The sequence below is a fragment of the Rhizobium laguerreae genome (genome assembly GCF_002008165.1).
Lineage (GTDB): Bacteria > Pseudomonadota > Alphaproteobacteria > Rhizobiales > Rhizobiaceae > Rhizobium > Rhizobium laguerreae.
The window spans coordinates 562171-586797 of sequence record NZ_MRDM01000014.1 but is presented as its reverse complement, the minus strand read 5'-3'; the positions used below and the strand labels follow the sequence as shown (position 1 = coordinate 586797).

General features: G+C 61.0%; 25 protein-coding genes. 14 read left to right on the top strand and 11 right to left on the bottom strand.

Translation table 11 applies throughout. From position 1 onward, the window contains the following. The first annotated feature begins 220 nt into the window (after positions 1-220). Positions 221-1804 (top strand): Na+/H+ antiporter, encoded by a 1584-nt coding sequence (locus tag BS630_RS18655; protein WP_077978570.1) that lies wholly within the window; start codon positions 221-223, stop codon positions 1802-1804. Between the two features lie 89 nt (positions 1805-1893). Here BS630_RS18655 and BS630_RS18650 read toward each other — a convergent pair whose 3' ends face one another. After that, positions 1894-3795: a potassium transporter Kup gene (locus BS630_RS18650; protein WP_077978569.1), complete on the bottom strand. Its 1902-nt coding sequence runs from the start codon at positions 3793-3795 to the stop codon at positions 1894-1896. A gap of 351 nt (positions 3796-4146) precedes the next feature. Between BS630_RS18650 and tyrS the strand changes: the two genes are divergently transcribed. The 3 genes from tyrS (at position 4147) to BS630_RS18635 (ending at position 7801) form a co-directional block, all read left to right on the top strand. Beyond that, a complete protein-coding gene (gene tyrS / locus BS630_RS18645; protein ID WP_183594409.1) occupies positions 4147-5412 on the top strand; it encodes a tyrosine--tRNA ligase in 1266 nt (421 codons plus the stop codon). A gap of 290 nt (positions 5413-5702) precedes the next feature. Next, positions 5703-6878 carry an MFS transporter gene (locus BS630_RS18640; RefSeq protein ID WP_077978567.1) on the top strand — a complete coding sequence of 392 codons (1176 nt, stop codon included), beginning with the start codon at positions 5703-5705 and terminating at the stop codon, positions 6876-6878. Positions 6879-7378: 500 nt separating this feature from the next. Further along, positions 7379-7801: a TIGR02594 family protein gene (locus BS630_RS18635; RefSeq protein ID WP_065280463.1), complete on the top strand. Its 423-nt coding sequence runs from the start codon at positions 7379-7381 to the stop codon at positions 7799-7801. Between the two features lie 58 nt (positions 7802-7859). Here BS630_RS18635 and BS630_RS18630 read toward each other — a convergent pair whose 3' ends face one another. Continuing rightward, on the bottom strand, positions 7860-8645 hold the full coding sequence (locus BS630_RS18630; protein WP_077978566.1) for a class I SAM-dependent methyltransferase: 786 nt from the start codon (positions 8643-8645) through the stop codon (positions 7860-7862). Between the two features lie 324 nt (positions 8646-8969). Between BS630_RS18630 and BS630_RS38025 the strand changes: the two genes are divergently transcribed. Further along, on the top strand, positions 8970-9275 hold the full coding sequence (locus BS630_RS38025) for a GNAT family N-acetyltransferase (RefSeq protein ID WP_077978565.1): 306 nt from the start codon (positions 8970-8972) through the stop codon (positions 9273-9275). A gap of 105 nt (positions 9276-9380) precedes the next feature. On the opposite strand, the gene BS630_RS18620 is transcribed toward BS630_RS38025, so the two are convergent. Both BS630_RS18620 and BS630_RS18615 read right to left on the bottom strand, forming a co-directional pair. Next, positions 9381-9701 carry a low molecular weight protein tyrosine phosphatase family protein gene (locus BS630_RS18620; protein WP_077978564.1) on the bottom strand — a complete coding sequence of 107 codons (321 nt, stop codon included), beginning with the start codon at positions 9699-9701 and terminating at the stop codon, positions 9381-9383. Positions 9702-9844: 143 nt separating this feature from the next. Then, a complete protein-coding gene (locus BS630_RS18615; RefSeq protein WP_077978563.1) occupies positions 9845-11248 on the bottom strand; it encodes a pyridoxal phosphate-dependent decarboxylase family protein in 1404 nt (467 codons plus the stop codon). A gap of 313 nt (positions 11249-11561) precedes the next feature. Here BS630_RS18615 and BS630_RS18610 point away from each other — a divergent pair, with 313 nt between their 5' ends. The 3 genes from BS630_RS18610 to BS630_RS18600 all read left to right on the top strand — a co-directional run bounded on the left by BS630_RS18610 (position 11562) and on the right by BS630_RS18600 (position 13674). Continuing rightward, positions 11562-12011, top strand: a complete 450-nt coding sequence (locus BS630_RS18610; RefSeq protein WP_077978562.1) for a hypothetical protein — start codon at positions 11562-11564, stop codon at positions 12009-12011. A gap of 136 nt (positions 12012-12147) precedes the next feature. Further along, positions 12148-12654, top strand: a complete 507-nt coding sequence (locus tag BS630_RS18605; protein ID WP_077978561.1) for a GNAT family N-acetyltransferase — start codon at positions 12148-12150, stop codon at positions 12652-12654. A gap of 99 nt (positions 12655-12753) precedes the next feature. Beyond that, on the top strand, positions 12754-13674 hold the full coding sequence (locus tag BS630_RS18600) for an ornithine cyclodeaminase family protein (RefSeq protein WP_077979231.1): 921 nt from the start codon (positions 12754-12756) through the stop codon (positions 13672-13674). 15 nt (positions 13675-13689) lie between these two features. On the opposite strand, the gene dapB is transcribed toward BS630_RS18600, so the two are convergent. Both dapB and BS630_RS18590 read right to left on the bottom strand, forming a co-directional pair. After that, positions 13690-14460: a 4-hydroxy-tetrahydrodipicolinate reductase gene (gene dapB, locus BS630_RS18595; RefSeq protein WP_077978560.1), complete on the bottom strand. Its 771-nt coding sequence runs from the start codon at positions 14458-14460 to the stop codon at positions 13690-13692. A 131-nt stretch (positions 14461-14591) separates the two neighbouring features. Beyond that, a complete protein-coding gene (locus tag BS630_RS18590; RefSeq protein ID WP_077978559.1) occupies positions 14592-14807 on the bottom strand; it encodes a hypothetical protein in 216 nt (71 codons plus the stop codon). Between the two features lie 193 nt (positions 14808-15000). Between BS630_RS18590 and BS630_RS18585 the strand changes: the two genes are divergently transcribed. The 3 genes from BS630_RS18585 (at position 15001) to BS630_RS18575 (ending at position 17342) form a co-directional block, all read left to right on the top strand. After that, positions 15001-15432: a VOC family protein gene (locus BS630_RS18585; protein ID WP_077978558.1), complete on the top strand. Its 432-nt coding sequence runs from the start codon at positions 15001-15003 to the stop codon at positions 15430-15432. Positions 15433-15613: 181 nt separating this feature from the next. Continuing rightward, positions 15614-16618, top strand: coding sequence for a carbon-nitrogen hydrolase family protein (locus BS630_RS18580; protein WP_077978557.1), 1005 nt, complete (start codon positions 15614-15616; stop codon positions 16616-16618). 250 nt (positions 16619-16868) lie between these two features. Beyond that, positions 16869-17342, top strand: coding sequence for a VOC family protein (locus BS630_RS18575; protein WP_025395052.1), 474 nt, complete (start codon positions 16869-16871; stop codon positions 17340-17342). Between the two features lie 80 nt (positions 17343-17422). Here BS630_RS18575 and BS630_RS18570 read toward each other — a convergent pair whose 3' ends face one another. Together BS630_RS18570 and BS630_RS18565 are read right to left on the bottom strand one after the other, a co-directional pair. After that, positions 17423-17824: a GFA family protein gene (locus tag BS630_RS18570; protein WP_077978556.1), complete on the bottom strand. Its 402-nt coding sequence runs from the start codon at positions 17822-17824 to the stop codon at positions 17423-17425. A 106-nt stretch (positions 17825-17930) separates the two neighbouring features. Beyond that, positions 17931-18932: a LysR family transcriptional regulator gene (locus BS630_RS18565; protein ID WP_077978555.1), complete on the bottom strand. Its 1002-nt coding sequence runs from the start codon at positions 18930-18932 to the stop codon at positions 17931-17933. 89 nt (positions 18933-19021) lie between these two features. Here BS630_RS18565 and BS630_RS18560 point away from each other — a divergent pair, with 89 nt between their 5' ends. Beyond that, on the top strand, positions 19022-19588 hold the full coding sequence (locus BS630_RS18560; RefSeq protein WP_077978554.1) for a YybH family protein: 567 nt from the start codon (positions 19022-19024) through the stop codon (positions 19586-19588). A 171-nt stretch (positions 19589-19759) separates the two neighbouring features. Continuing rightward, positions 19760-21640, top strand: coding sequence for an ABC transporter ATP-binding protein (locus BS630_RS18555; protein ID WP_077978553.1), 1881 nt, complete (start codon positions 19760-19762; stop codon positions 21638-21640). A gap of 10 nt (positions 21641-21650) precedes the next feature. Here BS630_RS18555 and BS630_RS18550 read toward each other — a convergent pair whose 3' ends face one another. Together BS630_RS18550 and ubiA are read right to left on the bottom strand one after the other, a co-directional pair. Further along, positions 21651-22427 (bottom strand): phosphodiester glycosidase family protein, encoded by a 777-nt coding sequence (locus BS630_RS18550; RefSeq protein WP_077978552.1) that lies wholly within the window; start codon positions 22425-22427, stop codon positions 21651-21653. Positions 22428-22449: 22 nt separating this feature from the next. Then, positions 22450-23364: a 4-hydroxybenzoate octaprenyltransferase gene (gene ubiA, locus BS630_RS18545; RefSeq protein ID WP_077978551.1), complete on the bottom strand. Its 915-nt coding sequence runs from the start codon at positions 23362-23364 to the stop codon at positions 22450-22452. A 205-nt stretch (positions 23365-23569) separates the two neighbouring features. Here ubiA and BS630_RS18540 point away from each other — a divergent pair, with 205 nt between their 5' ends. Next, the gene (locus BS630_RS18540) at positions 23570-23953 is read left to right on the top strand and encodes a VOC family protein (RefSeq protein ID WP_077978550.1); all 384 of its coding nucleotides are present in this window, start codon (positions 23570-23572) and stop codon (positions 23951-23953) included. Positions 23954-23989: 36 nt separating this feature from the next. On the opposite strand, the gene BS630_RS37400 is transcribed toward BS630_RS18540, so the two are convergent. Then, positions 23990-24163 carry a hypothetical protein gene (locus BS630_RS37400; RefSeq protein WP_003540843.1) on the bottom strand — a complete coding sequence of 58 codons (174 nt, stop codon included), beginning with the start codon at positions 24161-24163 and terminating at the stop codon, positions 23990-23992. Between the last annotated feature and the right edge of the window lie 464 nt (positions 24164-24627).

Below are 24627 nucleotides of genomic sequence, written 5' to 3'. Positions count from 1 at the left end.
GGTCCCGAAGCAGCCACTCCTGTTTGCAGGCGGATTGACGGGAAAGTGTATTCTGCCGATGTTAGCCAATGGACGGTTGCTCCGAAGCACCCATTGGGCTCCGGTCACCTAAAAGACGCTGTAAAGCATTGAATTACCGAATAATTTTATCCATGAATCGATTCCGCTTTAACTATGCAGTAGGCATCCAAAATTCGATTCCGAGTCAGGGCAGAGCCATATGGAACCAACCCACTTATTCGAGCTCGTCATCGCGATGTTTCTTGCGATCATCGCGCTGCACTATGCCGCCCACAGGCTCGGACTGCCGCCGTCCGTCGCGCTGCTGGCCGGTGGCGCCTTGCTGGCGTTCGTGCCGGGGTTGCCGGCGATATCAGTCGATCCGGAACTGGTGCTCGTCATCTTCCTGCCGCCACTCCTGATGGACGGCGCCTGGGCCATCGCGCTGGCGCGGTTGCGGCGCCATATGATCGGCATTGCCTCGCTGGCCGTCGGCGCTGTGTTATTCACCTGCGCGGTGGTGGCCGTCGTGGCCCATCTTATCTTTCCATCGCTTCCCTGGGCCGCCTGCGCAGCCCTTGGTGCGATCGTTGCACCGCCGGACGCGGTCTCGGCGCGCGCCGTGCTCGAGCGAGTCAGGCTGCCGCGGCGGCTGCAGATTCTTTTGGAAGGCGAGAGCCTGCTCAACGATGCGAGCGGTCTGGTTCTCTTCCGTTTTGCCGTTGCCGCTGCCGCAACAGGAGCCTTCAGCGCGGGAGAGGCGATCGGCAGCTTCTTCGTGCTGGCACTCGGCGGCGCCGTCGTCGGCGTCGTTGTGGGAACGGCATGGGTCAAACTCGTCCGGCGTCTCGGTGACGAATATCTGATCATCGCAGCCACGGTGCTGCTCGGCTGGATTTCCTATCTGCTCGGAGAGCTGCTGCATGTTTCCGGCGTCATCGCCACCGTCACCACCGGCCTGATCGCTTCCTGGCACCAGCACACCGTATTTTCGGCCGCAACGCGGATGCGCGGCACGTCGTTCTGGACGGTGATGATCTTCCTGATGGAAGCTTCGGTTTTCACCTTGATCGGCCTGTCGCTGCGGGATGTCGTCGAACGCGGCGGCGGCTTGACCACGGTGATCGCGACGATGGGACTGCCGATGCTGGCGATCCTCGTCACGCTCGTGGTGGCGCGTTTTGTCTGGGTCTTCGCCTCCGATCTCGTCATCAGCTTCTGTGCAGCCCTGGGGGTGATGCGAACTCGGCCGCTCGGCGTCGGCGGCGCGACGGTTCTCAGCTGGGCAGGCGTGCGCGGCGTGATCACGCTCGCTTTGGCGCTCAGCCTGCCCGAGGGGTTCCCGGGCCGTGACTTCATCCTCGCCACATCCTTCGCCGTCATTCTCGGTACCGTGCTCGTGCAGGGCACGACATTGGGGCGGGTGATTGCCTGGGCGCGGCTGGTGGAGACGGAGACGGAAAGAGCGCGCCTGACCATGAGCCAGGCCGAAGTCGCCATGGTGCAGGCGCAGCTCGAGACCGTCCAAAGCCTGGCATACGACGCGGAAGGAAAGCTTATCCACCCGCAATTGCTGGACCGATACCAGCGCAGGGCGACAGTGATCGTCGACTATGCCGAGAGAACGGAGCATTACAAACCGGTGCTCCATGCTCACTTCGACGTCGTTCTCGAAGCGGTTGCCACGGGACGCCGGGAGCTCATTCGCCTCCATCGCGCCGGCGACATCGACGACGAAACCTTGGACGAGCTTGAACGCGATCTCGATCTTGAGGAGTTGAGCGCGATCTCTGCCAAGGCGTAAGGTTCAGCGCCTTACTCCCTTCGACATCATCGTCAACGCATTGCGATATCGAGGCTGATGCAAGCAGCGAGCGGCTTGGAAGCGTGCTCTTAAATGGCGATCTGTTCGCCGAGCTCGACGACGCGGTTGGACGGCAGGTTGAAGTAATCGGAGGGATCGATCGCCAAGCCCTCCAGCCCCATGAATATACGCTCCTGCCAGGCGGGCAAGCCGGTGTTCGGCGTCCTGACGAGGTTCCGGCGGCCGAGATAGAAGGAGGTCCTCATGATCTCGAACTTGAAGCCGCTTTCCCGGCAGAGAGCCAGAGCCCTGGTGACGTCGGGGTCGTCCATGAAGCCGAAGGTGATGTCGAGGCGCACGAAACGCGGCGAGAGCTGGCTTATCTTGATGCGGCGGCTGTCGGGCACATAAGGTTCGTCCTCGGTCCAGACGGTCAGGACGACGTTCTGTTCGTGGAGCACGTGGTTATGCTTGAGATTGTGGAGCAGGACGTTCGGCGTACGATCCGGGACACTGGTCAGGAAGACGGCCGTTCCCGGAACGGTGACCGGGGAATGCTCCGACTTTCGCTCGATCGACCTGATGAAGGAATCGAGCGGGATCTCGTTGTTGGCCCGCAATCTCTTCAGATAGGCTTGGCCTCGGGTCCATGTCCACATCATGACCATGATCGCCAGGGCAAGGGCGACCGGAACCCAGCCGCCATCGTGGATCTTCAAGAGGTTGGCCGCCAGGAACAGAACTTCGATGATGAAGAGCGGTAGCAGCAAGACGGCGGCGAGCACGAGGGAGTAGCCCCAGACGGCTCGGAGAAACTGGAAGACCAGCATGGTCGAGATGACCATGGTTCCGGTCACCGAGATGCCGTAGGCCGTCGCCAGCGACTCGGAGTCGCCGAAGGAAAAGATCAGCATCAAGACGCCGACCAGCAGGAGAAGATTGACGGCCGGCACGTAGATCTGGCCGGTGTTGGTCTCCGACGTGAACTTGATCCTGAGCCTCGGCAGGAAGCCGAGGTGAACCGCCGAGCGGGCCAGCGAAAATGCGCCTGTGATCACCGCCTGGCTGGCGATGATCGTTGCCATCGTCGCCAGAATAACCACCGGCAGCAAGGCCCAGTCGGGATACATCAGAAAGAACGGATTGGTGGCGGCTTCCGGATGGGCGAGAACGAGCGCGCCTTGGCCGAGATAGTTCAGAAGTAGGGCAGGAAAAACGAGCACGAACCATGCCATCTGGATCGGGCGGCGCCCGAAATGCCCGAGATCGGCATAGAGCGCTTCGGCGCCCGTCACGGTCAGAAAAACGGCGCCGAGCACAATGAGGCCGACGCTGCCGGCATGGGTGAGGAACAGGAACGCATTGATTGGATTGAGCGCCTCCAGAATCCTCCAATCGTCGCCGATATGGATCAGGCCGCCTGCCGCCATAGCCAGAAACCACAACACCGTTATTGGCCCGAAAAAGATGGAGACGGCGGCGGTTCCCTTCGACTGGACAGCAAAGAGAACGATCATGATCGCAGCTGATGCCAGCGGAACGTATTCGGCAAAGGCCGGCGTGACCAGTTTTAGGCCTTCCAGCGCCGACATGACCGACAAGGCAGGCGTGATCATCGCATCGCCGATGAAGAGAGCCGCTCCGATCAGGCCGGCGAAGAAGAGCACCGGTACGTTTCGTCCCATCTTCTTCATCAGGAGGGCGAGAAGCGAAAGCGTGCCGCCTTCGCCGTCATTGTCCGCCCTGAGAAGGAAGAGCACATATTTGAAAGTCACGATGATCGTCAGCGTCCAGACCATCAGCGAAATGAGACCGATGACCTCGGCTTCGTGTACGCCATCGGCGGCAAAGGGCCTCAGCGCCTCGCGAAGGGCATAGAGCGGGCTGGTGCCGATATCGCCATAGACGACGCCGACCGCGCCGATGACCAGTCCGACGAAGCCCTTTCGGCCAGCACCTTCACCCGTATTGTCTGCATGTGTTGACGTCATGGTTCCCCGCTCATGCCACTTGGCCATGGACACAAACATATGCCGCATTGCAGAACGGCAAGTAAATTGATGCGGCTGTGAATTTTTTGTGGGGGCGAAGGCGATGCGGGCGTGGCGAGGGTGGCGTTGCGATCAGTTCAAACGTCGTCGGTTCGTATCCCCTTGCGATTGCGCTGTCGCATGGTAATAAGCATGCATGACCCGCGCCCGGACCTTTTCGAGCTTTTATTACACGCTGCTCCCATAGAGAGCGGCGCAAGGTCATATTCCTGACACTCGAGACGCCGCATGGTCGGCGGCACGTGTGTCAACAGAAGGTCTCCGGCCTCATCGGCCCAAATGGAGACCCTCGTGAAACTATCCTCTCAGCCTACCGGACCTAGATCGGACTTTCTTCGCACTTTGAGCGAGCGCGGCTTCCTGCATCAATGCACCGACTTAGGAGCACTCGACAGCTGGCTTTGTTCAGGAGCGGGCACCGCCTATAACGGATTTGATCTCACCGCCGACAGCCTGCATGTCGGGCATCTCATTCCGATCATGATGCTGCGGTGGTTCCAGAAGACGGGTAACAAACCCATTGCGTTGCTCGGCGGCGCGACAAGCCGCCTGGGCGATCCGAGCTTCCGCGACACGTCGCGTCCCTTTCTCAGCCAAGAGCAGATCATGAAAAACCTGATCGGCATCCGACGGGTCTTCGAGCGCTTCCTCGCTTTTGGAGACGGCCCGACCGATGCCGTCATGGTCAATAACGCCGACTGGTTGGACGGGCTCAACTATCTCGATTTCCTGCGCGATATTGGGCTGCATTTTTCAGTCAACCGGATGCTCACATCGGAGAGCGTGCGCCAACGGTTGGAACGAGAGCAATCGCTGTCATTGCTGGAATTCAACTACATGGTCATGCAAGCCTACGACTTCCATGTCCTCGCAGAAAGCCGCGGCTGCCTGCTTCAACTGGGTGGCTCGGACCAGTGGGGCAATATCGTCAGCGGCGTTGAATTTGGACGGCGGATCGGTGGACGCGGCCTCTTTGGATTGACTGCCCCGCTGCTGACGACGTCTTCGGGCGCGAAGATGGGCAAGAGCGTTTCGGGGGCGGTTTGGCTGAACGCCGACCGGTTGTCACCCTATGAATTCTGGCAATTCTGGAGAAACGCCGGGGATGCCGATGTGGGTCGTTTTCTCAGGCTGTTCACCGAGTTGCCCTTAAGTGAAATCGCACGCCTTGACGTGCTTCGGGATTCGGAGATCAACGAAGCAAAAAAGATTCTTGCCGACCAGGTCACCAGCCTGTGCCACGGGGCAGATGCCGCGGCGCAAGCTTCCGAAACCTCCCGACGCGCCTTCGAAGCAGGCGAAGTGCCGGCGGGTCTCCCGACGGTCATTCTCCCGGATAGCCTTCGCGGTGATTTTCCGTTGGTCGACGCCATGGTCGTTGCCGGGCTCGCCAAGTCGAAAAGCGAAGCGCGTCGATTGATCGTCGGCGGCGGTGTGCGAGTGAACGGTGGCAGCGTAAAAGACGAGACAATGCGGCTTGGCGACTCCGACGTCCAGGACGGGGTGATCCGGCTCTCGGTCGGCAAGAAGCGACAGGTCCTCCTTGAGCCGGTTTAGCGTGGTCTGTTCAATTCGGGGAGCGGGCAAACTCGAACCACCTTGTCGCGCTCCCTGCGGGTGTTGTCGACAAGGTGGCCCTTCGGTCCGACGTGTTTGCGGCCTTCAATTGGAGCGGCTGCTCGGCATTGACCTGTGAAATCAGCGGCGGCTGCATCATGCTGACAGGGGATGTCAGCAGCAGTGATCGATAATCCTGAGATTGCGGGCTTCTCAAGCCAGTCGCCATTTCGTCGGAATGTCCGGTTATGCCGCCGGATACCCCGCGCCATCGGAGCAGTGTCCCCGAGATGAAGCCACACCACCGGATTTTCTTCATTCAGTTTGCCGTGGCCCTTTCCTTAGGCGCGTTTGTGTCGCGGCTGCCCGACCTTCAGGTCAAGTTCAGCCTGACCGAGGGAGAGCTGGGCCTTTTGCTTGCCGTCATGTCCTCCGGGGTTCTGTGCGGGTTGACGTTCTCGGTAAGGTTGATCGAGAGGCTCGGTGCGCGCACCACGGCTTTCGTCACCGTCTTCGGTGCGGCGCTGTTTTTCGCGCTGATCCCCTGGATGCCTTCAGCTCTCCTGGCGGTGCCATTATTCTTCATTGCCGGCATATTCACCGGCGCGTTCGAGATCAACGCCAATATCGAAACCGATCGCCGTGAGGCGCTGCTTGGGTACCGCATCATGAGCCGGGCTCACGGCATGTGGAGCGTGGGCTTCTGCATCACCGCCCTTGTTGCCGCCGGCATGCGGCAGGCTGCCGTCTCCATCGAACTGCATAGCTTGATCATCCTCGTCATCGTCCTGATTGGAGGGTCGATCGTTTTCTCCGGGATCGAGAACGCGCCCCAGCGGCAGGACGCGCACCCGGGAGATAGTCCGCCGATTGCTTTTCCGACAATCGGGCTGCTGCCCCTTTGCCTGATAGGCGCAGCTCCACTTCTCGCCGAAGGCGCGAGCGTCGATTGGTCGGCGATCTATATGCGTGACGTATTCGCGGTCGAACCCTTCATCGGCGGGCTCGGCGTGACCATTTTCTCCCTGTTCATCGCCATCGGGCGGCTCGGTATGGACCCTGTCATTGACCGCTTCAATCCACGCCCGGTCGTAATAACCCTCCTCGGGATCGCGACCATCGGTCTCGTCATGGTTGCGACGGCGACACACCCTGCTATCGCGCTCGCAGGCTTTGGCCTGACAGGTATCGGCTGCTCTTCAGTCTATCCGCTTGCCATCTCGGCTGCGGCCCGACGCACGGATCGACCCGCACCCGTCAACGTTGCAGCGCTCGGGCAGACGACGTTCCTTGTGTTTTTCGCCGGGCCGCCACTGCTCGGTTTCGTTGCCGAACACTTCGGTATCCGCTTTTCGTACTGGGCGGTCGTCCCTGTTCTCGCCGCAGCGCTGCTGGTCACCAGGGCACTTGCCGCTGATCCTGCCCCGGTCACAGGCCAACCCGAACCGGCGCAACCACACGGTTGACACGCACGCCGGCCACCTTTGTCGTAAGCTCGTTCACGTCCTCAACCGGAGGGGCAACCTCCGGCTTTCGCTGGTGAATCGGGCGGGCGCAATGTATTTCCCATGGCGCCGAAGTATTATGAGCGGCCATCGGAAATATAGCTCGTATAGGTGAGGAGCTAATTCCGCATACTGTCGTCAACTCTTGGCGAATGGTTTTGCTGCTCAAGCATTGCGGCCACAGTCCATCTCGTCTGAGTGGACCTGGTTGGGATGGCGAAACTCCAGCCTTTCGGCCTAGCAAAACATATGTTTTACGGGGTTTGTGATGGCCGTGTCCGGCCGCAAATGAAGGCTCGCCGGCGTCGTTCTGCGCCTCGCTTCGGACAAATTTCCGCCGCTAAAATGCCAGTATTAGTTGTTTCTAAATCACGCCATAATTCGCATCTACGTTGCCGCGCCTGTTTTATTCTTCGCCACATTTCGGAATTTCAACATTATACAAACAGTGGTGGGTAACTATGAAGGTTATTCTCGTCATCGTCCTTACGGCGCTTGCCGTGCCCTGTGAGGCGGACATGCTCCGCACGGCGTCCAAGTACAAGAGCATGCACGAACGCTCCATCTCCTTCCTGAGCATCAATCCGCGCAGGGTGTCGTGGTGCGGGGCGTTCCTTGCCTTTGTCGCCAAACGGTCTTCGCGGCAACCGCCGCCCAACCCCAACATGGCGGCGTCCTGGAGGAAGTTCGGCAAGCCGGTCGGTGTCCGCTCCGCCAGGCGAGGGGATGTCGTGGTGATCCGCACCGGCCGGCGCTTTCATGTGAGCCTGTTCGATCACATCGATCAGCGCCGGCAGTACGTCTACCTGTTCGGCGGCAACCAATCCAACCGGGTCCAGCTGTCGCGCTATCGCGCCAGTTCGGTGGTCGCCGTGCGACGATGATGTTGGGGTGAGAACTCACCCACCTTCCAAACCTCGGCAGGCGGCGGGAAAACAGGCCTTACGCCTTGCGCGCCCTGATGTGGAGGAAGATCGGCGCGATGCGGGTATCGGCGACTATTGGCTCGGCAAGCGCCACCTCGATTGACGCCATGGGCTCGCCGAAAGCTTCGATCGTCAGCCCCGCTTCGACGATCATCGACACCCAGGTCGACAGCGTTCGGTGAAAGCGCGGGACGGCAAACGGCGTCAGCGTCACCCGTTCTTCCTCTGGGATGGAGGAAAAAATCCAGCGCTCGACCCGGCCGTCGCTCTCGTCGAAATAATCGGCGATCTCAACGGCGACGGGTTCGCCGGCTTCATTGCGGATATTGCGGCGCGTCGGCGGCACGAAGCAGGGATGCAGGATCGAAAACTGCAGGAAGCCGCCCGGCTTCAGGACGCGGTGGATGCCCTTCAGCACCTGGCGCTGATCGGCCATGTCCATCATCGACATGAAGGCGGTGACGAAATCGAAGCTCGCTTCGGGGAAATCGATGCCCTGGCCGTCGCCGAGGACGTAGTCGATGCCGAGCGGCGCTTGCGTCTCGGTCTCGCGGGCATAACGAATGAAGGTCGGGGCGATGTCGAGACCGATCATGCGGGCGCCGAGGCGGGCGACGGCGCGGGTGTTGGAACCTTCGCCGCAGCCGAGATCGAGCCCGGCAAGGCCTGCCACCGGCGGCAGCATCTTCAGAAAGGCCGGTGTGTTCAGCGCGTCGCGATATTTGTCGTAGCCCGCGCGGCTATAGATCGTCCAGGTCTCGGCATTGCTCTCCCAATGGGCGGCGACATCATTGGCGTTCATGGCTCTCCTCCTTGTGCGATCGGAACGGGCGGGGAGCTATAAGCGCAGCGGATTACAATGGGAAGACAGGCAGTCTACTGCAAGTGGTTGACGCCCATGGATCATGACCAAGTTCGCGTGCACTATCATGCGATCGAGAGGATAGGGGGCTGCTGTGTCCGACGAAGTGATCATCCGCGAGCTGGTCGGTCTCGATCAGACGATGACAATTTTCCCGCTGTACAGCCAGGTTAGTCGCCTGAGCGAGGCCGTGGTTTTCCAACGACTCTCAGCCATGTCGCACAGAGCAACTACCGCTGCATAGCAGCATATATCGACGAACGGATGGTGGTGCGTCGGGTTTCTGGACGGGCACTCAGTTGTGGTGCGGCAAAGTATATCGAGGCGGACAATGTGGTGGTAGACAACGCCGTGCGCAGTCAGGGCATCGGCGGCAAGATGATGGCGTGGATCGAGGCGGAGGCGGAGCGGATTGAATGCGCGGTGGTCCGTATTGCCATGGTTCTGGGAAGGGAGCGTACGCACCAGTTCTACGCGAGAAACGGCTACTTCGACGACGGCCTGCTAATGGTGAAAGCCCTAAGTCGCGGTGCGGCCGAGTTTCCGGAATATGTCTCTCAACAAGTTTGACCGGTCCCGCAGCTTGGCCGCAAGTGCCACCACTGGCGCAAGCGGGACGGACGGAAGAATTTGCCCGCCTTGCGCGGGCGTCGTTTTGCGGTCGCGTGACCGGGCTCAGAGATGCCGGGGTACCTTGACCTTCAGTAGTTGCACGAGCGTAGGGTCCATGAAATCGTAATCGTCAGGAATATCCCGGCATATCAGCCGCTTGCCTTTGAGAGCTGACCGGTATTTGCCCTGGATTTTCGCACGGTGAGCCTTCTCCATGACGAAGACGATATCGGCCCATTCGATCAGCTCGTTCGACAGTGGGTTTTCGGCATCGTTGTTGGTGCCGGCCGAGGAGACCTCGATCTCCGGCCAGCCTGCGAAGACCTGTTCGGCCGTCGGGCTGCGAAGTTTGTTCTGACTGCAGACGAACAGGACGTTTTTCACGTTTCGATCTCTCTTGGAGTGAGCGGGGGCCCGCGATAGCACAATTCCGCGCACGAGCGAACCAAGGGGCAATCGACGGAATACGGGCGGGCCTGCGTCCGTTGAGGTCGGGGGAAGAATTGCCTTCGCTGTCGCGCGTTGCGTCAGCCGCCGCTCACACTCTTGAACGCGGCGATGATGCTTTGTGCGGCGAGTTGGGCCTCATCTGCCGTCGTCTGCCAATTGGTGATAGAGAGGCGCAGGACGTCGCGGCCGCGCCATTTGGCGCCGCCGGCGAAGATCATGCCGTCCGCCTGGATCTTTTCGATCGTCTTTCGCGTCAACGCGTCGCCTTCTTCGGAGGGCAGGTCCGTTCCGAAGCGAATGACGAGCTGGTTCAGCACGACGTCGTTCAGTATGCCGATGCCCGGTTGCCGCGACAGAAGATCGGCGATCAGCCGCGCTGAGGTGCAGCACTGATCGATCAAGGCGGTGATGCCGTCGCGGCCGAGATGTTTCAGCATCGCCCAGGTGGCAAAGCCGCGCGCCCTTCTCGAAAGCTCGGGCACGTAATGGGAGGGATCGCGTTCGCCTTCGCCGGCGAGCGGCAGGTAGCTCGCGGCGATCGTCATGGCGCGGCGATGGGCGAGCTCGTCGCGGACGATCGCATAGCCGCAATCATAGGGCGTCTGCAGCCACTTGTGGCCGTCGGTCGCCCAGCTGTCGGCCGCTTCGATGCCGCGGCTGAGGTGGCTGGTCTTCGCTGACGCCTGCGCCCAGAGGCCAAAGGCGCCATCGATATGCACCCAGGCGCCTTTCGCCTTCAACAGCGGGATGATGGCGGCGAAATCGTCGAAGGCGCCGGTATTGATCTGCCCCGCCTGGAGAACGGCGATGACGGGTCCAGAGACAGTATCGAGCGTGCCCGCCAGCGCGGCTGGGTCTATCCGTCCCATCGCGTCGGTGGGCAGGCGCAGCACGCGATCATGCCCGAGGCCGAGGAACTGAAGCGCGGAGAAGACGGTGGTGTGGGCGTCGTCGCCGATCAGCACGGCAATCTCAGGCGCTCCGAACAGGCCCTTTGCGTCGGCATCCCAGCCCACCTGTCGCAGCACCTCGCCGCGGGCGGCGGCAAGGCAGGTAAAGTTCGCCACCGTCGCGCCGGTGACAAAGCCGACCGAGCTTTCGGCCGGCAGCTTCAGGAGATCGAGAAGCCATCTCGCCGCGACGGTCTCGACGGCTGCCGCGGCCGGGGCGGCGGCATGGTTTCCGGCATTCTGGCCCCAGGCGCTGGTGAGGAAATCGGCCGCGACGCCGACCGGATGGGAGCCGCCGATGACCCAGCCGAAAAAGCGCGGTCCAGTGGTTGCATGCAGCCCGGGTTCAGCGCCGTCCGAGAGACGCCTGATGACATCAAGCATATCGGAACCTGCCGCCGGCAGCGGCTCTTCGAAACAGGCAAGCGAGGCTGCGTAGTCGTGGGTGGGCATATGGCGGGCGGGCGCTGCCTGCCGGAACGCGGCCGCAAGGCGGGCGGCTTCCTGAAACAGAGATGCAATTGCCGTCATGCGGGTCCCCCTGCCGCCACCGATCCTGGAGGGCCTCACCCTCGAAAGCAGGCTGCCGGCACACCCAAACTAGCCCATATCGCCGAGGCTGTCTTCGCCTGGCAGATCTCGGATCCGGGTTCCAGGGCCTTCCTTGGGCTTGCCGAGACCTCAAGATAAATTGAGCATCGGGGAGGCGCTTCCTAAATATCTACAATAACTACCTTATACCGTTCTGTGCGTTTTTGAAACTTCGCGGCTCTTATTGAAAATGATTGCCTTCGTTGCAAGTATCGTTCAATAATACGGAAATATCATTTGCACCATTGTCAAGTTGGTGCTGCCAATCAGCGAGGGATATGCACTGAAATATTTCCTTCTCTACGCGCTGACATGCACGTTGGTCGGGATAGCTCTTCTCTTCATCATCCGTGAAGTTGTACCGTTCGCGATCGACAAGCCAACCGATCAATCGGTGGCAGGCTCAACTGATGAGCCAGTTGCCGGGCCAACCGGTGAGCCGTTGAGCGCGGCAACCGGCCAGCCGGTGCCGGGGGCAACCGGCAAGCCGGTGCCGGGGCTAACAACCGATCAATCCGCCATCCAGCCAGCCGATCCCCTGGTCGTCCGATCCACCGGCCAGCCGGTCGACGGGCCAGCCCGTGAACCGGTGGTCGGGCCAACTGGCGAACCGGCAGCGAGGCCGACCGATCAATCGGTGGTCGGTCCGAGCGGCGAACCGGTCGTTCGGAAAGGGGGCCGGCTGGGGAGCCCGGCGCAGTGACCGGCGCCTGAGATGACGGATTTCCGTTCGATCTCGTCACTTCGAGCATATGCTGAACTACGAAGCGTCCTGACACCGGTTGCATCGGCTGAGGCCATCTGTATTGACAGTACCTCTCATCTCGCAGGAGATCCCGATGGATGAAAGTGGCACGACGATCAGGCATGTCAGGGCAGACGAAGTGGAGGCTTTCCGGCGTATCCGTCTGGAAGCGCTTCGCACCGAACCGTCCCTCTTTGCAAGCCGCTACGAGGACTGGGAGGCTCTTTCTCTCGAGGAGTGGCGCAATCGCCTGAACGAGCCGGTTTTCATCGCCTTTCAGGGTGACGAACCCGTCGGCATAACCGGCCTGCTTCGGCAGCGGTCGAGCAAGATGGCCCATCGCGCAACGATCATCATGGTTTACGTCAGAAGGAGCCTGCGCGGAACGGGCCTTGCCGGCAAGCTGCTCAGCGCGGTGGCCGATCACGCGCGCGATATCGGCATCCTGCAGCTGGAACTCTTCGTCAGCGCGGAGAACCCGGCGGCAATACGCTTCTATCAGCGGGAAGGCTTCTCCGAGATCGGCAGGATTCCCGGCGGGGTTCTGGAGGAGGGCAGGGAGATCGACGACGTCATGATGGCTCGCCGTCTGGTCAGTTAGGCCTCACGCCGATGTTTCAGCGCATGTCGGCTTGCCTCACCTATTGACCTCAAGTGGGGTTGGGGTTGCAGCATGCCGGCATGGGCTGGAGGTTTGGCCGTGACGAAAATTCTGAAAGACGAGGATCTGGTCGGCAGCGCGCTGATGATGATCGCGATCGATGCTCTCGAGACCGCTTTTCTCGCGAGAGCCGACAATCGGTTGATCTCTCCGCCCCGGCACCATGTCTCGTTTCCCGATCGCGGCGATCTCGTCTTCACCGTCGGCGGCATCCTCGGCGAGAAACCGCTCGCGGGCTTCCGAGTCTATGAAACATTCGACGGGGCGGAGCATTCGCAGATCGTCGCGGTGTGGTCGGCCGACGACGCGAAGCTCAAGGGCATTATTCTCGGAGATCGTCTCGGCAATCTCAGAACCGGTGCGATCGGAGGGCTCGCCATCCGGCATCTCAGCGCGCCTGACGCCAGCATCGTCGGGATCCTCGGCAGCGGAGGGCAAGCGCGAACCCAGCTTGCCGCGGCCGCCGCCGTTCGAAAGCTGGACCGCGCCCGCGTCTATAGCCGCGACGAGAAGAATCGCGCCGCCTTTGCAGCCGAGATGCAGCACGCCTTGGGTATTGAAGTGGAGCCTGCCGGCAGCGCTTCTGAAGCCGTCTATGACGCCGACATCGTCATCTGTGCGACGACGAGCCGAACGCCCGTCATTCATGCGCGGGATTTGAAGCCCGGCGTGCACGTCAACACCGTTGGCCCGAAAACGCATGAGGGATACGAACTCGGCCTGGATCTTGCCGATGTCGCCGCCGTGATCGCGACGGATTCACCCGAACAGACGCGCGCCTATGCTTCGCCCTTTTTCCTGACCGGCTCCGGCAATGAACACCGCATGGCCGACCTTGCCGATATCATGGCCGGGAAAACGGCCGGGCGAGGGTCGCCTGGCGATACGACGCTGTTTTGCTCCGTCGGATTGGCTGGAACCGAGGTCGTCGTCGCCTCGGCAATCCTCGATATGCTGTGAGCCCGTTTTCCTTATTCACGCCAGGCCCAGCACATCCCCCATGGCGTATTCGCCGGGTGCGCGCCCTGCGATCCAGCGGGCGGCGGCAAGCGCGCCGCGGGCGAACATGCCGCGATCGAGAGCCGAATGCGAGAGCGTCACGACTTCCTCGGCGGCGGCAAACAGGACGCTGTGTTCTCCGACGAGCCCGCCGGCCCGAAGGACGGCAAAGCCGATTTCGCCGGGCGGGCGCTCTCCGGTGATGCCGTCACGCCCGCGCCGCTCGACAGATGAAAGGGAAACGCCGCGGCCTTCGGCCGCCGCTTCGCCGAGCATCAGCGCCGTACCGGACGGCGCGTCGATCTTCCTGTTGTGATGGGCTTCGAGGATTTCGATATCCCAGCCATGCGCGGGAAGGGCGCGCGCGGCCTGGGCGACTAGGCCAACCAGCATGTTGACGCCGATGGAGAAATTGCCGGAGCGCAGGATCGGAATCGCGCGGGCGGCCTCCGCGATCCGTTCGAGCTCATCCGGCTCGAACCCTGTCGCCCCGATCACCAGGGCCGGTCCGCCGGCCGAAGCGCACAAACCGGCAAGTTCGGCGGCAGCACGTCCCGTCGTGAAATCCAGGATCACGTCGGTCGCTCCGATCGCAGCCGAACGGTCGATCAGCCCGGCGCTCATGGAGCCTTCACGGCCGATGCCGCCGACGAACGCAAAAGCCGGATCGGCCGCCAGCAGCGGCATGATGGCGCGACCCATGCGGCCGTTCGCGCCGGCGACGGCTATTTTGATTGGTGAGGTCACGGACTTTCCTTGGCTCGCGATATTTCCAACGGGCGGCTGTTTGCATCGGCATTACGCCGGCGAATGGGATCTGCCACTACCGCACTTGCGCTCCCGGGGCAAAGCAGCGATCTCCTCTGGTCGTCTGGTGCCTACCAGTTGCCGGGGTCGGCGGTGTGGTCGATGCTGGCGAATTCGTCGGCCTTTTGCCGATCCAGCTTCACCTCCGTGCCAGCCTTCGTCTCGTCGACGACCGAGTAGCGGTCGGGGATCGGTCCCCTTGATAGTTCCTGATACAGGAGCAAGGCGGCCTCCTCGGCGGTGGCGGCCTCGATCTCCCGAGTGATTGATACGGTGAACTTGTGCATGGCTTCGGCCCTCTCGATCGGTGCGCCGGCGTGTGCGTGGCTTGCGCAGTCTGACACGAGTTTTGTGTCGATGACACTAAAACTGCTCGCTTAGAATTTGATTCATTTGATGGCTTCAGGTCTTTGTTTTTATGAATGTAGTGGTGCCAAGCCGCCGTACCGTTTTGGGCGAACTCAGCCGAGGAGATAGGTCATGCGCCTGAATCAAGTAACCGTTACGATGCCTGACCTCGATGCGGGCTGGAACTTCTACTGCGTTCTCGGTCTCACGCCGGTCGTCGACGCCCGTCCTCGCTATGCGCGCTTCGTATGCCCGGACGGGGACAGCACCTTCTCCCTGCATCAGGGCGAAGGCGGCGGTGGCGGCACCACGGTGTATTTCGAGTGCGAGAAGCTGGACGAGACGGTCGGCAGTCTCAGCGAGGCTGGTGTTCGTTTCGTCACCGGACCGGAGGACAAGAACTGGCTCTGGCGCGAGGCCGAGCTGTTCGACCCCGGCGGCAATCGCATCATCCTTTATTTCGCCGGACCGAACCGCACCGATCCGCCGTGGCGAGTGGATAAGGCGGAACGCCCGAAGCAGGGCGTCTCGGCGCCTGCCGGTTCCTGCCATTCCCCGAATTGACGAATCGCGGTCGCCTCGGCATCTTTGTGTCGGCGTGGCCTAACGCCGAACCTCCCAGGACCTTCCCCAGCAGGGTCTTCAACCGGAGGCAAAGGGACTTTCGTCTCGGGTCGTGATCCTTGGTCCTGATGTTTCGGGCCTGTTGCTGGGGAACGATGTCCGGAACGTGAGAGGCCCTGATATGACTGAGAATGGAAATTTCAAGCGACGGGTGCGTGCACGCGCCGCCAAGACGGGTGAATCCTACACCGCCGCCCGCATGCATGTTCTTCCCAGGTCGGCGAACGATGCACAGCCTGAGGCAAGACGTTTGCGTCTCGCCGTGGCCCAGACCACCCATGCAGACGATCCCCGCGATGCCGACAAGCTTCGCCAGAGTGGACAGGAGATACGCCTGCTGATGCGGCAGGCGCGAGAGGCAGGGGCGCGGCTCATCCACTTTCCCGAAGGAACGACATCATCGCCGAACAAGCGGATCATGTCGGAAATCGGGCCGGGAGAGATCGGGCCGTCCGATTGGCGGCGGTTCGAATGGGCCGTGTTGCGTGAGGAGCTGGATAAAACGCGCAGACTGGCGCGCGAACTCGGGCTCTGGACGGTCATCGGCTCGGTGCATCCGCTGACGCCGCCGCACCGGCCGCACAACAGCCTTTATGTCGTCTCCGATCGCGGCGAACTGGTGACGCGCTACGATGAGCGGCTGCTGTCGAACACCAAGATCTCCTTCATGTACACGCCAGGTTCGATCCCCGTGACCTTCGAGGTCGACGGCATCCGTTTTGGCTGTGCGCTCGGCATGGAGTGCAACTTTCCTCAAATTTTCACTGAATACGAGCGGCTCGATGTCCACTGCGTGCTGTTTTCGTCCACTGGGGGGACGTCGGCCAATGATACCTCCTTCGCCGCCGAGGTGCAGGGGTATGCGGCGAGCAACAGGTACTGGGTGAGTTTCTCCATACTCGCACATCCCGGTTTAGCCGATCCCGTGTCTTCCGGGATCGTCGCGCCCGGTGGCCGGTGGGCAGCGCAATGCCCTGCGGATGGAACGGCCGCGATATCGCTCACCGATATCGACGACAATCACGGCGATATTGCCCGGCCGTGGCGGCGCAAAGCGCTGGGCGGCCTCTACGAGCCGCACCGCGTGGCCGGCGATCCGCGCAGTGACGGGCGGGATATGTTTTAGAGCCGGGTCGCGTCGGTTGCATTCCGGCAAAGTGAATGCAGCCGATGCTATATGCACGGTTCCGCAAATCTCCTCATACCCGCTTGTCCCGAAGTCATTGAACCCGGACGATGGCAACACCGCAGGGACCTCGACCATTTAGCAACGCTGTACAGTCGTCCGCGTGAAATCACTCGGACTGGGCTGGAGAAAGACGATTTGCCTCTTATTTCAGTGGGCAATGCGAAACGAAGAGCGAAAGGATCACGCAATGGCAAAGAACACGATCTGCGTATGGTACGACAAAGACGCTGAGGCTGCTGCCCGCTTCTATGCCGCGACTTTTCCCGACAGCGCCGTGGGTGCCGTCATTCGGGCACCGGGAGATTATCCTGACGGTAAGCAAGGAGACGTACTGGTCGTGGAATTCACCGTTGCGGGTATTCCTTGCATCGGCTTGAACGGCGGTCCTGCGTTCAAACACAACGAAGCCTTCTCATTTCAGATCGCAACCGACGATCAGGAAGAAACCGATCGCTATTGGAACGCCATCGTCGGCAATGGCGGCCAGGAAAGCGAGTGCGGCTGGTGCAAGGACAAGTGGGGTGTGTCCTGGCAGATTACGCCGAGGGTCCTCTCCGAAGCGCTCTCGGCAGGCGGTGGCGAGGCAAAGCGTGCTTTTGACGCGATGATGACCATGAGGAAGATCGACATTGCAGCGATCGAGGCCGCCAGGCGCGGCTGAGGCAGCTTCGCGCAGAACGATCTTTTACCAGGGCTAGCATCTCGCGCGCGATCCGGTCCGTGTCGCTCCTCGCAGTCGGCTCAGAACCAGAGATCGCGCACGCAGCGCCCCTTGGATGGAAGATCTTCAAATGTGTCCAGGCCGTCGAAATGATCGATAGGCAGATGATGAACGAGATCCGGCGGCGCAAGCCGCATGTTGACGGCCATGCGCCTGCGGCCATCCTTTGGAAGCCGCAGGCCGCGCCAGCTCAAGACACAGGCGCAGGATGAGCAGAACAAGATTTCGAGAGACGGCTCGTCCCTGTCGGCGCGGGTATAGGAGGCGGTCTCACCGGTGAGAGCGATGCGCTCTCCTTCGTAGTCATAGGCCCACAGCGTACGGTAGCGTCGGCAGAGCGTGCAGTTGCAGGCGGTGATCGAGCCGGGTTCACCTTCGAGTGTCCAGCTTGTCTTGCCGCAATGACATGAGCCCGTCAGCATGAGCGTCTGTTCGATCCTGCTTGCTATTCGAGGACGGCATCCTGCCTCAATCGCGCGATGACCGCAATTGAGCGATCCAGGCGCCGGGACTTACGCTATCGGCGGCTCAAGTGCCTGCCTTTCCCGGCGCCGGACGACTTCCGCTGTGAGCGCGGGTTTTATCTATCGCGGTATCCATGGATGCCTGCAGGAGCCTTACCAGCCAGGCCACGCCTTCGTCACGCATTGCCGCCTTCGGCGCCGTCGCGTTCATGGCGAAGCGTCCGAGTGGCAGGGGAGGATTGACGCTGACAACGCCGAATCGCGCGGCGTGCATCTCGACGAAGCGGCGTGGCAAGGCCGAGATAAAGTCGGTTTCCGCAAGCACGGCGAGCGCGAACATGAAGTTCGGGACCGTCAGCGCCACTCGCCTGGAGCATCCATGGCTGGCCAACACATTGTCGACAAAGCCATGAGTATCGCCCAGATGCGAGACCACCAGGTGCTGCGCGGCGCAGTAGTTGGCCAGTGTCGGATCTGTCAGCAAAGGATGGCCCTGACGGGCCGCGATGACAAAATCCTCCTCGTAGAGCAGCAGGCTTGCAAAGCGGACTGGAAACTCGGCCTGAGGAATGATGGCGATGTCCATGTCACGGGCTTCCAACGCGGTTAACGCATCGCGCCAAGCCAGATCAGGCGATGGCTCGCCCTGTCTCGGCAGCAATTGCCGGATGCTGATTGCAATGCCGGGAGCGGACTTGGCCAACAGGTCGAGCAACGGCGGCAGAAACACAGACGAAACACCATCGGGCGCGCCGATCGTAAATCGTCGCTGAGAGCGCGCTGGATCGAATGGCTCCGCTGTCGCCACCACGCTGCGAACGCGCGCCAATATATCGGCGATGGGTGCTGCAAGTTCCTCGGCCCGGTCTGTCGGAACGACGCCCTTTGGTGTTTTAAATAGCGGGTCACCCAGCAGCGTGCGCAACCGGCCAAGGCCGTGACTGATCGCCGAAGGCGAGAGGTTCAACCGCTGCCCCGAACGGCCGACATGGCGCTCCTCCATGACAGTCTCGAACAGCACGAGCAGGTTGAGGTCGATTCTGGATAGATCAATTTGGTTCAGCATCTTGCTGAAATCATATCATTGGATTCATTGCCCTGAAAGTGGGAGATAACGGCCATTCCGCTATGGCCGGTCACCAATAGGAAGATCCGATGTCCCTTTTCAAAAGCCAAACGGTGCGCGGCGACAAGCCAGTACACGAGGCCGCAACCCTTTCACGGCAAGCCGCCCTGGCAATGGCGGTCGCCGCAACAGGGCGCGTCGCGCATGCCGCTCCGGGATCAGATGCGGCATTGCTCGCCATCATCCGCCGCACACAACAACAGGCGGCGGCTTTCATGGCCGGCGACATGACACGGTGGGCGAGCCTCATCCGCCTCGATGACGACTTCACCCTGATGCAGCCTTTCGGTGGTTCCGCCAGCCATGGCTTCGACGACAGTCCCGAGCATCTGGCCGAGCTCGCTCGGTTCTTCCGCAATGGCGGCGGAACCCTGGAGGTGGAAAAGTCCTATGTCAGTGGTGACCTGATCGTACTGGTGATGATCGAGCGCCAGCATGGTGAGGTAGGCAGCCTGCCGGACCAGAACTGGTCGTTGCGCGTCACTCAGGTCTATCGCCGGCATGGATCGGAGTGGCTGCTCGCCCACCGTCATGCCGACCCACTGGTTGGGAAGATCTCGCTGGAACAGGCCGCAGCCCTGGCCCGGGGCGAATGATGTCCGTCCGGATTTGAAAACGATCGCCTTGCCGTGGACCCCGGCTCTCGCGGCAACGTCCCTTCCATAGATTTTCTCAAGTTTATAATTGAGATTGCAGTCTGGAGATGGTTTTCTGCGACCTTGCGTAGCTGAGTCCACGCCTCCTCCCGATTTTAATCCGAGTGGCCCATGTCGATTTCAGATGCGATCTATCGTCCTTTCGAAAGCCTGATCCGGCCGCTCGATATTCCCTACCGGCCGCTGCCATCGAAGGGGCCGGTGGCGGTACTCCTGCATTTCATCTCGATGTTTCGGGGTGTGCTGATTGCGCTGGCATTTTGCTCCATGGTGTTCGAGGCGATCAACCTGACGATCGTCTGGGGACTTTCGGTCATCGTCGATGGTGTGACACAACACGGCGCTCCCGCCTTCCTGCGCGATGAATGGCTGCTGCTGACCATTCTCGGCTTCCTGATTTTTCCGGTCATGCCGATCGTTTCATTCGTGCGCAATACTCTCACGTCGCATACACTCGGCATCGGCATGCCGGCCGCCATCCAGTGGCAGGGTCACAAGGCGGTGGAGCGGCAGGATCTCGCCTTCTTCCATGATCTCTATGCCGGGCAAGTCGCTTCGCGCCTGTCGCAGGTGGCCTCCGCTGTGCAGCAGCAGATCATTGCCGCCTTCCAGTCCATCCCGCGCTTCGTGATGCAGTTGGTGGGCTCCGTGATCCTGCTCAGCGCGCTGGCCTGGCAACTCGCCTTGCCCGTCGTTGTCTGGATCGCGCTCAACGTGGCATTCACCGTCAGGATTGTTCCCACCTTTGTCGAGCGTTCTCGCCGAACGGCCAAGCAACGCAGCCTGGTGGCCGGCGCCATCACCGATCTCTACACCAACATGCAGATGGTTAAGCAGTTTGCGGCCGAAGATAGCGAAGCAGGCGCTATCCGCAGCACCATCCAGAAGGCCGTGCAGACACAGCAGGGTGAACAGCGCATCTATCGCAGCTCGGAACTGACCGTTGTCGTCATCAACACGCTGCTGTGGCTGAGCATGTTGTCGATCGGCTTTTCCGGTCTCGTCAACGGATTTCTCTCCATCGGCGAGTTTGTCGGCGCCGTCTACATCCTCAACCGGCTGTCGACGCAGATCTTCACTTTCCTGCAGATGGGCCGGCAGATCTTCCAGGCAGTCGGCACCATCAGGGATGCCATGCCCGTCATGACGACGCCGCCCACCATCACCGACGGGCCGGGTGCGGCAGACCTCGCTGTCAGCAGCGGCGAGATCCGTTTCGACCATGTCCGCTTCGCCTACAAGTCCGGCAAGCCTGTCATCGATGATCTGTCGCTGACGGTCCTGCCCGGTGAAAAGGTCGGCCTCGTCGGCCTCTCAGGCGCCGGCAAGACCACACTTGCGAACCTGCTCCTGCGCTTCTACGACATCAAGGACGGCGCGATCTTCATCGACGGGCAGGATATCCGCGCCGTCACCCAGGCAAGCCTTCGCCGCGCCATCGGGGTCATCGCGCAGGACGTCGCGCTGCTGCACCGTTCGGTCGGCGACAATATCCGTTACGGCCGGCCGGAGGCGACGAAGGACGAGATCGAAGCGGTGGCGAAGATGGCAAGTGCCGATGCCTTCATCGCCGATCTTTCCGACGGCGAAGGCCGCAGCGGTTATGAGGCCTTCGTCGGTGACCGCGGCATCAAACTGTCAGGCGGCCAGCGCCAACGCGTGGCCATCGCCCGCGTTCTCCTGAAGGACGCGCCGATCCTGGTGCTCGACGAGGCGACGTCCGCCCTCGACAGCGAATCCGAAGCCGCCATCCAGGAAAGGCTCAACCTGGTCATGGAAGGAAAGACGGTGATCGCCATCGCCCACCGGCTGTCGACCATCGCCAGGATGGACCGGATCGTCGTGCTCGACCACGGGCGCATCGTGGAGGAGGGCAGGCCGGACGAACTGGTCGAACGCGACGGCTTGTTTGCGCGCCTATGGAAACGCCAGACCGGCGGCTTCATTCCCGAAGAGATCGATGAGCCCTTGCCGACCTCGCCTGCGACCTGATGCGAGTGCGCTATTCGACGAGCCCGAAGATAGGGCCGTAGCCGCCGTGCCAAGACCAGTCGTTGCGGCCCATTTCGGGATTGTACAGTCCGACACCGCGTCCGCCATCTAGAAACAAGGCATCGGGGCATTTCAGGTGGTCTCGGAAGAGCCGTGCAAAATCGTGGAAATTCACCCCGTCTTCGCTGATCGCGAAACGAACCGCGCCACCGTCGCAGACGCCGACACCGCTGCGGCGGGTTCGGTCTGTCGAGCCGACGATGAAGATCGGGTTCAGCTTGTTAGCGATGACAAGCATCGGGCCGGATTGCGTGGCGAACCGCACTTTGGGCCGATGTTTCAGAAATTCATCGGTCGGGAGTATCGCAGCACCTGCTTCACCCAGAAAGAACACGCCGTTCGGCTTCTTATAGAAATTCGGCACCTGACCGGCGGAGCTTTCGGCCTTTGTCGTATTGGCGGGCTGCAATTCCCTGGCGTTCTCGACATAGAGTCCCATCGGCGAAAAATCGGCCCGATACATCCCGGCGTTGACGGCCAGGGCTAGGACTCGGCCCTCGGCGCGAACGGCTTCGGCAAGGCTTGAAAAAGTGCGGTATGCCGCGCCATCGGCGTTTTTCCAGAACAATCGGAGGTCGGCTTTGCCCGGCTCCAGCGTGCAGACGACGTATTTCGCTTCTTCGAAGCTTTCTTGCTCGCATGGTTGCGCATGCGCCTGATGCAGGGATGTCATCATTGCCGCCAGCATGATGGCCCCGGCGAGTATGCCATGTTTGAGATAGATCATCGGTGTCACGTCCTCGAGCTGCTTACCATGTGCCTGACAAAGCCGTGCAGGCGAGCAGCAGCCCGGTCAGGATATTCGCCAGGAACAGGCGATAGTTCACCTCCGGGCGGGCAAGATCGATCCGCTGGGTCTGCCAGGCGAGATGGATGGCGATCACCAGCATTCCGATCGCATAAGGCGGCGACATGTCCAATAGCCAGCCCCCGAGTGACCACGCGCCGACCGCCAGAGCATAGAATAGCCCGATAAAGGTCTTGCCGTGCCGGCCGAATAGAATTGCCGTCGATTTCAGGCCAAGACGGGTATCGTCCTTCAGATCGACATAGGCATAGACCGTATCATAGCCGATCTGCCAGGCGATGGCTCCGGTCCACATCATCACGGCGCCGGCCGGGATATGTCCGGCAGCCTCCGCCCATGCCATCAGCATCCCCCAGTTGAACGCCGCGCCCAGGACGGCCTGGGGCCAGTGGGTGAAGCGCTTGCAGAGCGGATAGACGAAGACAAGCGGCAGGACACATATCGCGATGAGGCGCGTGTAGGGCGTCAGGAAAAACAGAAGCGACGCCGCCAGTGCGAGTTCAACGGTCAGGAAGATAAAGGCTTGTCGTGTGACGATCTCTCCGCTTGCCAAAGGCCGAAAGCGGGTCCGCTCGACATGGCCGTCAAACTTCCGATCGGCGATGTCGTTGACCGTAGAACCGGCACTTCTCATCAGCAGAGCGCCGAGAGAGAAGATCGCCAATTGCCTGAGATCCGGGAGACCTTGCGATGCCTGGATAAGGGCCGCCCAGCACGGGAAGAGCGTCAGCCATATTCCGACCGGGCGATCCAGCCGCGCCAACCGGGTATAAGGCCGCCATCCGGCCGGCAAGCGGCGATCCACCCAGTCGCCACGGTGGATGTCGCTGAGATCAGGGCGGCTTAGAGTCGTCATGATTTGATCCAAATTCCTGTCGCAAATAGCCATGAAGCCTCAGGTTTTTGTCGCCATCGGCGCCGCTCAGAATAGGAATTTTTGCAGACACGGCAATCACCTTGCGCTGCGATTGGTCGCTGACCTTCGCAGCTAACTGTTCTTGTTGTGTTCACATGTTTGCTATATGAATTCTCTCGATCTTGGAGCAGCGAAAGGGAAGATCATGAGCGTCTACGCGACCGTCGGTGCAGTCGATTCCATCAAATCGAATAGGTTTTATGATGCGACTTTGGCAACGATCGGTTGGAGCAAACATCGGGAATTTCCCGGATGGAGCGCCTATTCCGAAGGCGGGAAGGGTGACGGTTTTGTTCTATGGGTTTGCAAGCCGATCAACGGCGAACCGGCGAGCGCCGGAAATGGCTCGATGGTTGGTTTCATGGCCAAGTCCCATGCCGAGGTGGACGCTTTTTACGATGCGGCCATGACAAACGGCGGAACGGACGAGGGCGCGCCTGGTCTACGTCCGCACTACGGGCCGAACTGGTATTCCGCTTACGTGCGCGACCCCACCGGAAACAAGATTGCTGTCGTCTACGACGGCTGAGGCCAGCTCGATTGCCGCAATTCGACGTCTCGGGGACTACCAGGCGGTACGGGCGGTGCCGAGCGCGGTCGTGTGAGAGGATGAGACCTGGGCGACGTGCGCCTTGAGCGACACGACGCAGTTTCCCGGAACGCTGAGATTGTGCGACGTCAAGTGTTTCAGCAATGTCTCGGCGTCGCGCTTTTCGGTTAGCGGAAATGTCACAGTCATGCGAGTTCTCCAACGAATAAACTGAGCATCCGCACAAATTAATGTCTAAAATCTTTTGCGCTGCAACAAGAAAATTTTAACGATAAAATTAAAATCGATTAGCTTTCGGAGTGGCCATTTTAAAAATCGTTTGAAATTGGATTCGGGGGCTCCTCCCTGGAAGCGTTGACTGCTTCGGCCAGCCGCGAGGGATGATGCCATCAATGTGTGCATTGACCCATCCGGCCATTGATCCTCGCAGCTTATGGGATCCGAACCAGCCTGTGTCGTCCGGTTCCGGTAGGTCGAAGTGCGGAGGGGAAGGCGTTTGGAGCGTCGTGAGCGTTAGGTGCGCTGGTTGACGTAGATCGGGCGGTCATCTGCCGTAGCGGGCGGCCAAGCTCCTGAGCCGTAGTCCGTTGAGCCTATCGCCCGCCGGCAGAACTCCGGCACCTTTCGGCCGGAGAGCTCGAAGAGCTGGCCAG

Coding starts and splice junctions, on each gene's coding strand:
- BS630_RS18655 (WP_077978570.1), top strand. CDS start 221: ATGGAACCAACCCACTTATTCGAGCTCGTCATCGCGATGTTTCTTGCG.
- BS630_RS18650 (WP_077978569.1), bottom strand. CDS start 3,795: ATGACGTCAACACATGCAGACAATACGGGTGAAGGTGCTGGCCGAAAG.
- BS630_RS18640 (WP_077978567.1), top strand. CDS start 5,703: ATGAAGCCACACCACCGGATTTTCTTCATTCAGTTTGCCGTGGCCCTT.
- BS630_RS18635 (WP_065280463.1), top strand. CDS start 7,379: ATGAAGGTTATTCTCGTCATCGTCCTTACGGCGCTTGCCGTGCCCTGT.
- BS630_RS18630 (WP_077978566.1), bottom strand. CDS start 8,645: ATGAACGCCAATGATGTCGCCGCCCATTGGGAGAGCAATGCCGAGACC.
- BS630_RS38025 (WP_077978565.1), top strand. CDS start 8,970: ATGGTGGTGCGTCGGGTTTCTGGACGGGCACTCAGTTGTGGTGCGGCA.
- BS630_RS18615 (WP_077978563.1), bottom strand. CDS start 11,248: ATGACGGCAATTGCATCTCTGTTTCAGGAAGCCGCCCGCCTTGCGGCC.
- BS630_RS18605 (WP_077978561.1), top strand. CDS start 12,148: ATGGATGAAAGTGGCACGACGATCAGGCATGTCAGGGCAGACGAAGTG.
- BS630_RS18590 (WP_077978559.1), bottom strand. CDS start 14,807: ATGCACAAGTTCACCGTATCAATCACTCGGGAGATCGAGGCCGCCACC.
- BS630_RS18585 (WP_077978558.1), top strand. CDS start 15,001: ATGCGCCTGAATCAAGTAACCGTTACGATGCCTGACCTCGATGCGGGC.
- BS630_RS18580 (WP_077978557.1), top strand. CDS start 15,614: ATGACTGAGAATGGAAATTTCAAGCGACGGGTGCGTGCACGCGCCGCC.
- BS630_RS18575 (WP_025395052.1), top strand. CDS start 16,869: ATGGCAAAGAACACGATCTGCGTATGGTACGACAAAGACGCTGAGGCT.
- BS630_RS18570 (WP_077978556.1), bottom strand. CDS start 17,824: ATGCTGACGGGCTCATGTCATTGCGGCAAGACAAGCTGGACACTCGAA.
- BS630_RS18565 (WP_077978555.1), bottom strand. CDS start 18,932: ATGCTGAACCAAATTGATCTATCCAGAATCGACCTCAACCTGCTCGTG.
- BS630_RS18560 (WP_077978554.1), top strand. CDS start 19,022: ATGTCCCTTTTCAAAAGCCAAACGGTGCGCGGCGACAAGCCAGTACAC.
- BS630_RS18555 (WP_077978553.1), top strand. CDS start 19,760: ATGTCGATTTCAGATGCGATCTATCGTCCTTTCGAAAGCCTGATCCGG.
- BS630_RS18550 (WP_077978552.1), bottom strand. CDS start 22,427: ATGATCTATCTCAAACATGGCATACTCGCCGGGGCCATCATGCTGGCG.
- ubiA (WP_077978551.1), bottom strand. CDS start 23,364: ATGACGACTCTAAGCCGCCCTGATCTCAGCGACATCCACCGTGGCGAC.
- BS630_RS18540 (WP_077978550.1), top strand. CDS start 23,570: ATGAGCGTCTACGCGACCGTCGGTGCAGTCGATTCCATCAAATCGAAT.
- BS630_RS37400 (WP_003540843.1), bottom strand. CDS start 24,163: ATGACTGTGACATTTCCGCTAACCGAAAAGCGCGACGCCGAGACATTG.